This is a genomic window from Candidatus Magnetominusculus dajiuhuensis, from assembly GCF_046044395.1.
GTDB lineage: Bacteria > Nitrospirota > Thermodesulfovibrionia > Thermodesulfovibrionales > Magnetobacteriaceae > Magnetominusculus > Magnetominusculus dajiuhuensis.
The window spans coordinates 1-12109 of record NZ_JBJUSG010000110.1 but is presented as its reverse complement, the minus strand read 5'-3'; the positions used below and the strand labels follow the sequence as shown (position 1 = coordinate 12109).

General features: G+C 48.7%; 9 protein-coding genes. 2 read left to right on the top strand and 7 right to left on the bottom strand.

Features of this window, described 5'->3' with window-relative positions; translation table 11 throughout:
- Positions 1-706: 706 nt before the first annotated feature.
- Genes AB7D94_RS13420 through AB7D94_RS13410 form a run of 3 tightly spaced genes read right to left on the bottom strand, consistent with a single transcriptional unit; the run spans position 707 to position 6276 of the window.
- Positions 707-3844 (bottom strand): efflux RND transporter permease subunit, encoded by a 3138-nt coding sequence (locus tag AB7D94_RS13420; protein ID WP_420266412.1) that lies wholly within the window; start codon positions 3842-3844, stop codon positions 707-709.
- Positions 3841-4968 carry an efflux RND transporter periplasmic adaptor subunit gene (locus AB7D94_RS13415; protein WP_420266411.1) on the bottom strand — a complete coding sequence of 376 codons (1128 nt, stop codon included), beginning with the start codon at positions 4966-4968 and terminating at the stop codon, positions 3841-3843. Before AB7D94_RS13415 ends, AB7D94_RS13420 begins: the two co-directional genes overlap by 4 nt.
- Before the next feature lie 42 nt (positions 4969-5010).
- A complete protein-coding gene (locus AB7D94_RS13410) occupies positions 5011-6276 on the bottom strand; it encodes a TolC family protein (RefSeq protein WP_420266409.1) in 1266 nt (421 codons plus the stop codon).
- A gap of 249 nt (positions 6277-6525) precedes the next feature.
- Between AB7D94_RS13410 and AB7D94_RS13405 the strand changes: the two genes are divergently transcribed.
- Positions 6526-8118, top strand: coding sequence for a glucose-6-phosphate isomerase (locus AB7D94_RS13405; protein ID WP_420266407.1), 1593 nt, complete (start codon positions 6526-6528; stop codon positions 8116-8118).
- Positions 8119-8160: 42 nt separating this feature from the next.
- Positions 8161-9456: a phosphatase PAP2 family protein gene (locus AB7D94_RS13400; protein ID WP_420266406.1), complete on the top strand. Its 1296-nt coding sequence runs from the start codon at positions 8161-8163 to the stop codon at positions 9454-9456.
- Positions 9457-9484: 28 nt separating this feature from the next.
- Here the strand turns inward: AB7D94_RS13400 and AB7D94_RS13395 are convergent, their stop codons facing one another.
- The 4 genes from AB7D94_RS13395 to AB7D94_RS13380 form a co-directional block, all read right to left on the bottom strand.
- Positions 9485-9811: an AvaI/BsoBI family type II restriction endonuclease gene (locus AB7D94_RS13395; RefSeq protein WP_420266405.1), complete on the bottom strand. Its 327-nt coding sequence runs from the start codon at positions 9809-9811 to the stop codon at positions 9485-9487.
- Positions 9766-10077, bottom strand: a complete 312-nt coding sequence (locus tag AB7D94_RS13390) for a phage virion morphogenesis protein (protein WP_420266404.1) — start codon at positions 10075-10077, stop codon at positions 9766-9768. The genes AB7D94_RS13395 and AB7D94_RS13390 overlap by 46 nt, the downstream gene beginning before the upstream one ends.
- 110 nt (positions 10078-10187) lie before the next feature.
- A complete protein-coding gene (locus AB7D94_RS13385; RefSeq protein ID WP_420266403.1) occupies positions 10188-11420 on the bottom strand; it encodes a PBECR2 nuclease fold domain-containing protein in 1233 nt (410 codons plus the stop codon).
- A partial coding sequence (locus tag AB7D94_RS13380; RefSeq protein ID WP_420266402.1) for a phage portal protein family protein occupies positions 11401-12109 on the bottom strand: 709 nt, incomplete at its 5' end. The genes AB7D94_RS13385 and AB7D94_RS13380, both read right to left, overlap by 20 nt.

Here is a 12109-nt window from a genome sequence, read left to right as displayed (position 1 = left end):
AACAGACTGTGTCATAATTACGTGGACTAATTCGTATTGCATTAGCGATAATTATTGTCGAAAAATTATTCCAAGTTACCGATAAATGAGTTACTTAGAATTTTGTCATTCCTGCGAAAGCAGGAATCCAGGAACACCGCTCCACTGTGTGATGATATTTTCCAATAAATTACATTATTCATCGGAGATTCCATTGATTATTATGTTGTTCTATGCTTAAAATAACTGGATTCCTGATTTCTCAGGAATGACAGACCAAAGAATATGTAATCTCTGACCTAATTTAGTTATTAGAAAAAAGTCATAGGTCGAAATGCCAATACAGTGATAGGCATATAACTATGTGTATTACATATTTTGACTTTTTTTGTAAAAAATAATTATGACACAGTCTGGAAAGCGGGAATCCATGAGAGGGAATTACTGGTGTAAGTTTCTAATGCGATTGCCCTGTATGAGACCGGTACCGCCGCTATTTATTATACACATATTATTTATAATATCAACAATTAAATTTAATTCATCTTATATAACAATAGGTAACATGCCTGTTTACCAAAATAATTGGCTGTGCTCCCGCCTCCTTTATTTTCGGGCCGCAAAAATGGCGTACCGCGGGGGTTTATCGTATGGCATTAACGACGTGTCCTGTTCTGCGAGCAATTATTTTACTTGAGAAATGTTACAGGTTAGTAACGAAGTGTGGTTACAGGTTGGTAGCAGGCGACTGGGTTGCCACTTCTGGATTTTTTGTTACCCATTTATTTAATCTGTCCATGTAGACGTAAAACACCGGCGTTATGTAGAGCGTCATCAACTGAGAAAACACCAATCCTCCGACTACGGCTATTCCTAAAGGCTGTCTGGCGTCTCCACCAGCGCCATAACCCAGAGCTATGGGAATCGTGCCAAAGAGAGCCGCCATTGTTGTCATCATTATCGGGCGAAACCTCACAAGGCAAGCCTGATATATTGATTCCTCAGAATCCGTACCCTTGTCCCGCTCAAGCTCAAGGGCAAAGTCAACCATCATAATCCCGTTTTTCTTCACTATTCCTATCAGCATCACAACGCCGACAAATGAATACATGTTCAGCTCCATCCTGAACAGCGCCAGCGTTATCAGCGCGCCAAATCCCGCCAGCGGCAGCGACGTAAGTATCGTTATCGGATGTATAAAACTCTCATACAATATGGCAAGCACCATGTAGATTACAAATATCGTAATTATCATAAGCGGTCCCATGCTTGACATGGAGTCCTGAAAGGCCTGCGCTGAACCCTGAAACGTGCCGGATAGTGTTGCCGGCAGCTCTTCGTGTGCGATTTCGGTAATTGCGGAGACGGCGTCGCCGATTGAGACCCCTTCCCTTAAATTAAAGGAAACCGTCGTTGATGGCATCATCCCCGTGTGGTTTACCGTCAGGGCACCGGATGTCTCGGTTATTTTGGCAACCGTACTAAGCTGGACGAGCCTGTTGTCTGTGCCTGAGTGAATGTACAACCGGGACAGCAGATCAGGGCGCGTCCTGAACTGCGGCTCAACCTGCAGGACAACATAGTACTGGTCAATTGTCGAGAATATCGTCGAGGCATACATCCCGCCGTACGCGGCACCGAGGGCGGTCTGTATCTGGCTTACGCTCAGTCCGAGGGCGGCGGCCTTGTCCCTGTCTATATCAACATTTACCCAGGGGGCGTTTGTCTGCAAATCATTGTTGACACCAACGAGGCCGGGTATTTTGGCCATCTTCGCCGTCATCATCGGGCCGTATTTATACAGGTCTTCTGCGTTGGTTGACCTAAGCGTGTACTGGTACTGGGCGTTTGAGCGTGATGCGCCAATCTGTATAGGCGGCGGGTTTTGCAGATAAGTATATATGCCTGGTACGGAGTTGACCTTTGGCCACAGGTCCATGACCATGCCGTCTGCGGAGAGTTTTCTTTTGGCCTTGTCGTCGAGCATGACGAACATTATCCCCTTGTTTGAAACGCCAAAGTTCCCGACGGCGGACATCAGGGCGATAACCCCCGGTTCTTTCTCTACTATCGCGGCTACTTTTCTTTGGTTTTTTAACATCTCCTCAAAGGAATAACTCTCCGGCCCCAGCGTAATGCCCATCAGCATGTTAGAGTCCTGGTTAGGCAAAAATCCCTTCTGAATTGTCATGTATAAATAACCGGTTACCACTAATACCACTACCATAAATATCACCGTCACTGACTTATGTCTCAGAACGACCCTTAACGTCCTTTCATAAAAGCCGAGCATCGCGTTAAATAACCCCTCTGATGCCCTGAAAAATCGTCCCCTTCCTTCCTCGTGGGAGTGCGAGAGGATACGGCTGCACATCATCGGCGTAAGCGTAAGGGATATGAAACCAGAAATCATTATTGCCACCGCTATTGTAACAGAAAACTCCCTGAAGAGCTTGCCGATAAGCCCGGACATAAACAACAGCGGTATGAACACCACCACAAGTGACAACGTCATAGATAAAATTGTAAAATTTATCTCCGCGGAGCCTTTAAAGGAGGCCTCCCTTGCGGGAACTCCCATCTCCATGTGCCTGAATATGTTCTCAAGCATTACCACGGCGTCGTCAACGACAAACCCAACCGCCAGCACCAGGGCCATCATAGAGAGGTTGTCAAGGCTATATCCCAGGACATACATCACCGCAAACGTCCCTATTAGTGAGAGCGGTATCGCTACGGCCGGTATTATCGTTGATACCCACGAGCGAAGGAATACGAATATTATGAATATTACCAGAAATATTGTAACAATCAGCGTGTTTCTCACATCGTCTATACATTGGTGAATGTAGTCGGCGTCTGTGTGAAGGAGATACAAATTGAGCGCCTGAGGAAGCTGCGGTTTTAATGCCTCTACAAGCCTTTTCACGTTTTCAGAAATCTGAACCGTATTTGAACCCGGCACCCGGCGTACGGCTATAACGACCGACTCTATGGTCTGCCCGCCTATATGCGCGTTTATAGCAATCTTATCGTTAATCACGCTGTCATAGGTCTTTCCGATGTCTTTTATCCTGACGGGATAGCCGTTTTGATAGGCGACAATCAAAGGTTCATACTGCTTTGCCTTGTAGAGCTGGCCTTCGCTGCGTATCGTATATTGTTTATATTTGTCAGCGTCGAGACTGCCTGTTGGTTTGATGACGTTGGCCTGGGTTATAGCGTTAACCACCTGGTCTATTCCTATGCCTTTGGAGGCCAGGGAGTTAGGGTTTACCATTATTCGCACGGCGTACTTAGTGCCATAGACCTCGACTTTGGCAACATCGCTGAGCATTGAAATCTGCTGGCCTATTATTGTGTTGGCGTAGTCATAAAGGTCAGCCTCTGTCATTGTTGATGAGTAAATTGCGTAGTACATGATAGGATTGTCAGATGGGTTATATTTACTATACGTGGGCGGGGTGGGCATCTGAGGCAAAAGCCCCTGCACCGCGTTTATCTGCGTATTAACGTCCTGGGCGGCGGCGTCAATATTTCTGTCGAGATCGAACTGGATAGTCACAGTGGTTGAACCCGCGTTGGATGTGGACGTCATAGAGTTTATGCCCTGAATCTGGGAAAAAGACTTTTCAAGCGGTGTTGCCACAGTTGCCGCCATCGTATCGGCGGTTGCACCGGGATAGTTGGCCGTAACATTAATAGTCGGAAAGGCCACACTTGGCAGATTGCTGATAGGCAGCTTATCATAGCTGACCAGGCCAAAGACAAATATCCCGACCATAACAATCGTCGTCATTACGGGACGCCTGATCCAGATATCGGAGAGGTTATGAGATCTGTCGGCCTTTCTCTTTTCGATCATTTCTTTTCTTGGGGACGAGCTGTGGTGTTGTCTTGCCCGTCGCCGGGCTTTTTAACCGAGACCTTGAAGCCGGGCTTGAGTTTAAGCTGGCCGTCTGTCACCACTGTCTCACCGGCGTTTACACCCTTTTCTATTACCAGCTCCTCACCGAGTTCTCTTGCGACTTTGACAATGCGGGTCTCCACCGTCATATCGTCTTTGACGACAAACACGTACTGCCCCTGCTGACTTACCTGGACGGCGCTGACCGGCACTACAAGTGCGTCCGGCTCCATTGCCAAAGTCATCACGGCGTTGAGGAACTGGCCTGGCCACAGGTACTTGTCCTTATTGGCGAAGACAGCCTTTAGTTTAATCATCCCCGTTTGGGTGTTGACCGCGTTATCAATAAATGTAAGTTGTCCCTCGCGGGCGTCTTTAGCGTAGCCGGGTGGATAGGCGGACACCTTTAACTTCTCATGTTCGCTGTACTTCTTTATGGTCGGCAGGTCTTTCTCAGGCACTGAAAATGTAACGTATATGGGCATAATTTGATTAAGGACTACGAGTTTTGTATCGTTTGTCTTGACGCTCGTACCGGCGTTAGTCAGGTAAGTGCCAGCCCTGCCGTCAATTTCGGCGCGTATGTAACAGTACTGGAGTTTTAACTTCGCAGCCTCAAGCTGCGCCTTGTCGTTTTTCACCTTTTCTGACTGAGTAGAGGCGAGGGTTTGATTTTGTTCGGCTGTATTTTTATCAACGGCCCCTTTTTCGACAAGAAAGGTATATCTTTTGGCCTGTGCCTCGTAAAATTCAAGTTGCCTTTTATCCTGCAGGAGCGCCGCCTCCGCCTGTCTGACAGATTCAATGAAAGGGCGTGGGTCTATAGTAAAGAGCAGTTGCCCTTTCTTAACATCTTCGCCCTCTTTGAAATGGGCTTGCTGCAGGGCGCCGTCCACCTGCGAGAGAACCGTTACTGTCAGGTATGGCTCGACATTGCCGATAGCCCTGATCTCTATGGGGATAGTTTTTTTCTCTACCGCGGCAGTCAGCACTGGCACTATTGGGGCTCTGGCCTCCTGGTGCTTTGCACATCCGGTGGCAATGAACACTGCTAAGAATATAAAAACGATTTGTCTTTTCATTATCTGCTCCTCATTATCATCTGCTCCTCATTATCTGGCGCGTTATCTGCTGCCCATTGCCCACAATATGGCCGCCTGGGCTATTTTGTAATTATAGAGGGCGTTAATATATGTTAGCTTTGCGGATTTATACTGCACTACGGCATCCGTATAATCAACCGGGCTGGCAAGCCCTGCCTCGTACTTCAATGTGGCTATGTCAAGGTTTTCCTGTGCGAGTTTCACCTGTAGCTCGGCGGCGGGAATAACATCCCCGGCGAGCTTCAGGTTCAGATAGGATTGTCTGACGCCACTGTAAATAGACAGTTTCATGGATTGAATCTTAGATTCGGCGGCGTCCATGGCGGCCCTTGCCCCGGCGGCCTTGTATCTGGTGTTAAAGCCTGAGAAAATATTCCACTTCATCACCACACCGGCCATCCAGCCGTTATTGAGTGGAAAGCGCCCGTCGTCGTAGTTATACGAGGCCGTACCGCTTATAACGGGGAAATAGTCCTTCTTCGCGTACTCGATGTTTTTCTCCGCGGCGTCTTTTGCCGCTATGGCTGACATCAAATCAGGCCTGTTACTGTATGCGGCCGCCAGTGCGTCCTCGAATTTAATCCCAAGAGGTTTGGGGCTTATGTCTTCGTCTATCCTGAAATCGGCGGAATAGATAATGCCCATCGTAGTGGTAAGATTGTCCCACGCAACGGCCAGTGCGTTTTCCGAGTTCATAAGGGAAATATTTGCGCCGCTTAGGTTGACCTCCGCCTGTGTCACGTCATAGCGGGCCTTTGTGCCGGCATCATAGAAATCCTTTGCCTGGTCAAGTTGCTGCTCATACTTTTTTACCGTCTCGGCGTCCACGTCCCGCGCCCTCTTGGCCTTTACAACGCCGTAGTAGGAGCTTTTGACGTTCAGGGCAGTGGTGTTTGCCTGCGCCTCATAGTCTTTTTTAGAGGCCAGGAGGTAGTAGTTCCTCATCTTTACGTTCGTCAAAGTTTTGCCGAAATCGAAAATCGTCTGAGACAGCTCCGCGCTTCCATAGTAGTCGTCCTTGTTGATTATAGTTGAATAGGGACTATCATGGTGTCTGTTGACAATTTGAGCACGCGTATAGCCGCTTTGTAAATCCAGTGAGGGATAAAAACCGGACTGCGCCTGACCAACCTCAGCCTCATTGGCGTGAATTTGATAAAGGTAATACATCAGATTGGGCTGTTGCTTTAAGGCAATATCTATACAGTTTTCAAGTGTAAGATACTCCCCCGCGGCTATCGTCCTGTCCTCGGCCAATGCGCGCGAACCACTGAATAAAACCGCCACTAACGCTACTGACACCGAAAAGAATAAACTTATAAGCCTGGCGTACCTTGTAATAATTTTCCCGACCCTCCTGAGGCCCTTCAGAGTTCCTCAAACCTGCGGATGACTCACTGCTGAGGAATCATATACCAGTTAAGCCTGAAATGTCAATCGCCTCGCGGCAGTTCTTTACTTAAATAAAAAAAACTGTTATATTACCAGCGCGACAGAGCATCTGCGAATATCTTTAACCATGGAGGTTTTATTAACATGAAAAGCACTGATTATTGGAAACGATACAAGAAATACCTTTATGTCAACGAAAATCTTGGCTTGATGATAGACATTAGCAGGATGAACTTCAGCGATGCCTTTATGAAGAAAATGGAGCCTCACGCGCAAAAGGCCTTTGACGATATGCAAAAACTTGAGGCCGGCGCAATTGCAAACCCCGACGAAGGGCGCATGGTCGGGCACTACTGGCTCAGAAATCCATACCTTGCCCCGAACAGGGAGATAAAGTCGGAAATAACAGATACGCTATCTGCGATAAAGGAATTCTCTCACGACATACACACGGGCAAGATAGTGTCCGAAAAGGGAAAAACGTTTAAGAATGTCCTTGTCATAGGAATCGGCGGCTCCGCCCTCGGCCCGCAGTTTGCCGCCGCCGCCGTTGGTAGCCCTCATGATCCAATGGCCGTTTACTTCTTCGACAACACAGACCCCGACGGTATGGACTTCGTCCTTGGCCAGATTGGTAATGACCTCGGCCAGACCCTCTCACTTGTAATCTCAAAGAGCGGCTCAACCCTTGAGACAAGAAATGGAATGCTTGAGGCAAAGCGCGCATATGAGGAGATGGGATTGAACTTCGCAAGGCACGCCGTTGCGGTGACAGGCAAAGACAGCAAGCTGGATAAGATTGCAACAGCCGATGGTTGGCTTAAACGCTTCCCGATGTGGGACTGGGTAGGGGGCAGGACGTCTGAGACCTCGGCGGTAGGGCTTCTGCCAGCCGCGCTTCAGGGACTTGACATTGATTCGATTCTCAGAGGGGCAAGGCAGTGTGACGAGGCAACGCGTACGCGTACAACGATGGAAAATCCATCAGCCATCCTCGCCCTGATGTGGCACTACGCCACCAAAGGAAAGGGCGCTAAGGACATGGTCATCCTGCCCTATAAAGACCGCCTTCATCTCTTTACGAAATACCTGCAGCAGCTTATCATGGAATCCCTCGGCAAGGAGAAAGACCTCGTCGGCAAAATCGTAAACCAGGGAATAACCGTCTATGGCAATAAAGGCTCCACAGACCAGCACGCCTACATCCAGCAGCTTAGAGACGGCGTCAATAATTTCTTCGTAACCTTTGTCGAAGTCCTCAGAGACAGGGAAGGCGAATCTATGGCCGTTGAGGGGGACTTCACCACAGGGGACTATCTCAGTGCCTTTGCCCTTGGCACACGTGCCGCCCTCACCGGCAGCGGCAGGGAGTCTATGACTATCACAATTGATAAAATAGACGCGTTTTCCTTAGGAGTGCTCATAGCCCTGTATGAAAGGGCGGTGGGCCTATATGCCTCTATGATAAATATAAACGCGTATCATCAGCCCGGCGTTGAGGCGGGGAAAAAGGCCGCCGGGGCAGTGGTTACGCTCCAACAAACCGCCTTAAACCATCTGATAACAAATAAGGGCAAGGCGTTTACCGCCGATGAGACCGCCTCCGCCATTGGGGCAGAGGGAGAGACCGAGCTGGTTTTTAAGACACTCCTGCGTATCAGCCATAATCCTGACCGCAAGATAGAAATAATACGTGACAAGACACTTACAGGGTCATGGTTTCAATATATAGGCTAGGCATTACCAACGGCCGGAGATAACTACATGTCCCGGTGGATTATGAGCAGGACATCGCGCGCCTTGTGGCTGCCAGATGTCCTGATTCTCATTGGAGTTGCCGCCATTACCACAGTTGTATTTCTCAAGACCCCCATAGATATTGAGATAGAGAGGTTTTTCTATGGGGCGTCCTCTTCAAAGGCGGCATGGTTTTTGGCAAACCGTTTTCCATGGAAACAGCTCTACTACTACGCCTCAGTGCCTGCCGCGCTGACGGCAATCGTATCCATAGTAGTGCTTGTGCTTGGGTATATGAAGGACAAATACAGGAAATACAGGCGCTATGCGATATTTTTAATACTCTCGCTGGCCATAGGCCCCGGCCTCTTAGTGAATCTGACGCTGAAAAACTACTGGGGAAGGCCTCGTCCCGTTGAGATAAAGACATTTGGCGGCACGTGGGACTACCAGCAGGTGTTGCAAAAGGGCAAAGGAGGCCGGGGCAAGTCCTTTCCCTGCGGCCATGCGTCAGTTGGATATTATTTTTTCGTTTTTTATTTTATCTTTCGCCGCAAAAAACGGGCGATTGCCTTTTTGTCTCTGTCCCTTGCCTTTGTCTACGGTACGCTGCTTGGGGTAATGCGGATGTCTATGGGCGGGCATTTTCTGTCGGATGTCTTGTGGTCGGCGTTTATTGTGTTTCTCAGCTCATTGGCGCTTTATTATTTTATCCTCAGGATACCGAATCGGGAGGACACTGCCGCGGGGCAGCAGCGCATACCATTAAGTTTTCGCAAAAAGGCGGTTGCCATCATGGCATACTGCGTTATCACGGCGGGCGTCATATCAGGGGTACTTCTGACAACGCCGATTTTTAAGGAGATATATCATACTACTAATGACGCGTATGTAATACCGTATAACGTCACTATTCGATGTTCAGAGTGTAACGTCAATATATCTTTTGTAAATCACGGGGTTTTGACGGTATCAGGGACGGTGCAGGGGGCCGGCCTTCCTGGCAACTACATAGAGGAATCATTTGGCGCGGGACAGCGGTTTCTACTGCCGGAGTATAACTATGAGTTCAGACCCCGCGGTGTGTATTCGGAGTTGACGGCAAATTTAAATATCACAGTAGGGGCGGCAACAAACAGCCTCTTCGCTATCAGCGTTGATGTAGATGAGGGCAATATTACAATCCAAAGCCCGCAGGATGATGTCAAAATACCGCAACACATTTATATTAACTTAAAGGATGGGGAAATAGTGCTTCCTGAATCGTTCAGAGACAGGCCGGTAAACATCTCCGGTGCGGCAAAAGGATCTGTTTCGTATAGTGATGAACGGCGATGAACAGCGACGGGCGAAGACTATAATAATATTACAAGCTGCAAAGCCACATTGATATTGACGAAACCTGATCCTCGTTCGTCAGGTTGGCGGCGTTGCTGATTGTTCCATCCTCAAGCAATTCCCATATTTCAGTAGCCATTTTCTTCTCAATCGCGGCACCAATGAAGAAAGTTGCTGGAGTATAACTGACAAAACCCTTATGGATTCTTTCAAGCGCAGTTCTTACTGTCTTCCAGTGTTCATCCGCTCCCGCCGGATCAATCCCGCCTTTGAGCTCGCCAATCGCGATATAATGTTTCTGATTTCTTATTACATCCCCGCAATAGCTCTCATGAAATGAGTCAAATAGGCACATATCAATGTTATTTTTAACAGCAGGAACGGTGAGATCAGCCGCTTGCTGTTTATTAACGTTGTTTTACCTTTGCTCAATGCCCTCTTTGAAGGTATCCACATCTCCGGCCTTCCGCCTGCCCTAAAGTTTTCCTTCACGGAAGCTGTAACGCGCTCGCCGATTAGCTGCATCACCGGTTTCAGGTTTTTGACGCGCTGCGCTATCAGGTTCAGCGTCTCCTGAACTCCGCCGTCATCTATCGTTACTTGTATTAATGCCCCTGCCATTTGCCCTTTCCTTTAATCATTGGTTATAATTAATTATGTATTGCAAGTTGGGCTCAAGCCCCTGTAACTTGCAACGCTAGCCCAGGCTGCTTGGGAACCTGACGGCTCACTTAACTCTCTTGCCATATCAGTTTCCCTTGTCTTTGGTTGTTTAGATATTTCAAATCTGACATATATATGGACGTCCACGCTTCCATATAACCATCAAGCGTCTGAAATACGATAAGCATTCCCTTTCCCTTACCAATATCAAACCCCTTTATGATGCGTTGCCTTAGCGCTACTTTCCCTGTGGCAGTATTCTTTTCCGCAGACAGCCAGATTTCATACGGGTTTTCCAACGCCTCCGGCAGATAAACCAAAAATGGGCTTCTATCTGCGCTTAAATGCTCACCCAAGACTTCGGCGTTGACTACCATCGAATATGTAAAATCTCCGGCTGGATAGAAATATGTCTTTTCTTGCCCGCCGATTACCTTCTCAATTATCTGCTTAATCTCTGCCTTGTTTGCCGCTATAATGCCCGGCGTTGTATCTGTTGCAGACAGAGGAATTGTCTCCGGCCTGCCGTAGTCCTCGTAGTTGTCTGTTATCAGTCTTTCCCAGTTGTTTGCCCCTGCCTGCCATTCGGACATCGCAGACTCCGCCATAGGCTTGCCCCATGCCGATTCGCCAAGATTGTAATTCCATCCGGGGCCTACACCGTTTGGGATTTCCTCTATCGCCCCCGTTGTCGGATTCCGCCAATTGTATGTGCCGTCGTCAGGGGCTGTGGTCTGGACAGCCTCCTTGGCCTTTAGACGTTCAACATCTTTTCCTGACAGGTTTTGCACCTCACACCGGCAGCCGAAGTCCCTTGGCGGATAGTGCCCATCCCACCACGGGTCGTCATACCGCAGTACAATATTATTCCATGCTCTGTGCTGCGGCCTTACGCGGTTGTCATCCATTGTCCGGTATCGCCAATACGGGAACGCCGCCAGCACGTCGGGGTCTGTCATTTGCTTGTATCGCCCCACGGCATAGGCCACCGTCATGTTCGTGTTGAATATCACACCCGTGCGCCAGTTCCTGTTGCCGTTATAGTTCCAGCCATATTTCTTGACGATGCTGTCAAAGTTCTTTCTGAACTCCTGTATGCTCACGCCATCCTTAACGCCTTTTAATACCTCTTTATAGAGGTCGGCTAAGAGATCCGTCTTCACCGCCCCGGCAACCGTAAACGCCCTCGCGTGCATCTCGCTTTGAAAGTCGTGCCACGTTTCACTTGGCAGGATTATCTTCTGCTTGAAGTAGTCTATCGCCTCCTGAAAGGGCAGGTTTTTATATTGTACGTTTGCCAAACTTCACCTCGTAGCGGCCAGCAAGTTCCGCCGCTGCCATCGCCCGCTCTATCAGGCCGCCTAATGCCGCCGCGTCCATCTCCTTATATGTATCCAATATCTTGTCCCGAAGTTCGTCAAGTGAGGATACATCGTTCATCAGCTTATTGATTGGATCGAACAGATCGGCCATGCCTTGGTTTGATTCTGTTTGAAGCTGCTCTAAAAACGCGTCTACCGTATGGGACATCGTATCTGTTCCAGATGTCGGCAGAGTGGCCTTATTGACGCTTACGGCATTGGCATTATTGTTTATCGCTGCCATGCTGTCAGTTCCCGCGCTGCCTCCAATATATGTCTTCAACGTCTCCTCTCCCGCCTCCGGTACGGGGATTCCGAAGCGTTCGTGTATGTGTTTCATGCCTATATCTTTAAAGCCCATCGACACTAATGCTGTGTACACCTTTGCTGTGGCGTCCAGGTCTTCTTTCTCTTCATAGTGAAACTTGAAAAGCGGCACCGCGTCATTCGGGCCGAAGTTAAATAATACCCACGGCCCTATGATTTGATTTCTTATCGTGCCGGCCAGCGCCTTTGCGTCCGACGCCAGCAGCTCTATCGTCGTCGATGACGATATGACCGCCGCCGCATCGAGTCCCATATTAAACACCGCCTGCTTCAACACCGCTATCTCGTCCTTGCTTGCGCCG

What these genes read in the sequence shown, in the direction of transcription:
- AB7D94_RS13420 (WP_420266412.1), bottom strand. Translation starts at nt 3,844, where the DNA reads ATGATCGAAAAGAGAAAGGCCGACAGATCTCATAACCTCTCCGATATC.
- AB7D94_RS13415 (WP_420266411.1), bottom strand. Translation starts at nt 4,968, where the DNA reads ATGAAAAGACAAATCGTTTTTATATTCTTAGCAGTGTTCATTGCCACC.
- AB7D94_RS13405 (WP_420266407.1), top strand. Translation starts at nt 6,526, where the DNA reads ATGAAAAGCACTGATTATTGGAAACGATACAAGAAATACCTTTATGTC.
- AB7D94_RS13400 (WP_420266406.1), top strand. Translation starts at nt 8,161, where the DNA reads ATGAGCAGGACATCGCGCGCCTTGTGGCTGCCAGATGTCCTGATTCTC.
- AB7D94_RS13395 (WP_420266405.1), bottom strand. Translation starts at nt 9,811, where the DNA reads ATGTGCCTATTTGACTCATTTCATGAGAGCTATTGCGGGGATGTAATA.
- AB7D94_RS13390 (WP_420266404.1), bottom strand. Translation starts at nt 10,077, where the DNA reads ATGGCAGGGGCATTAATACAAGTAACGATAGATGACGGCGGAGTTCAG.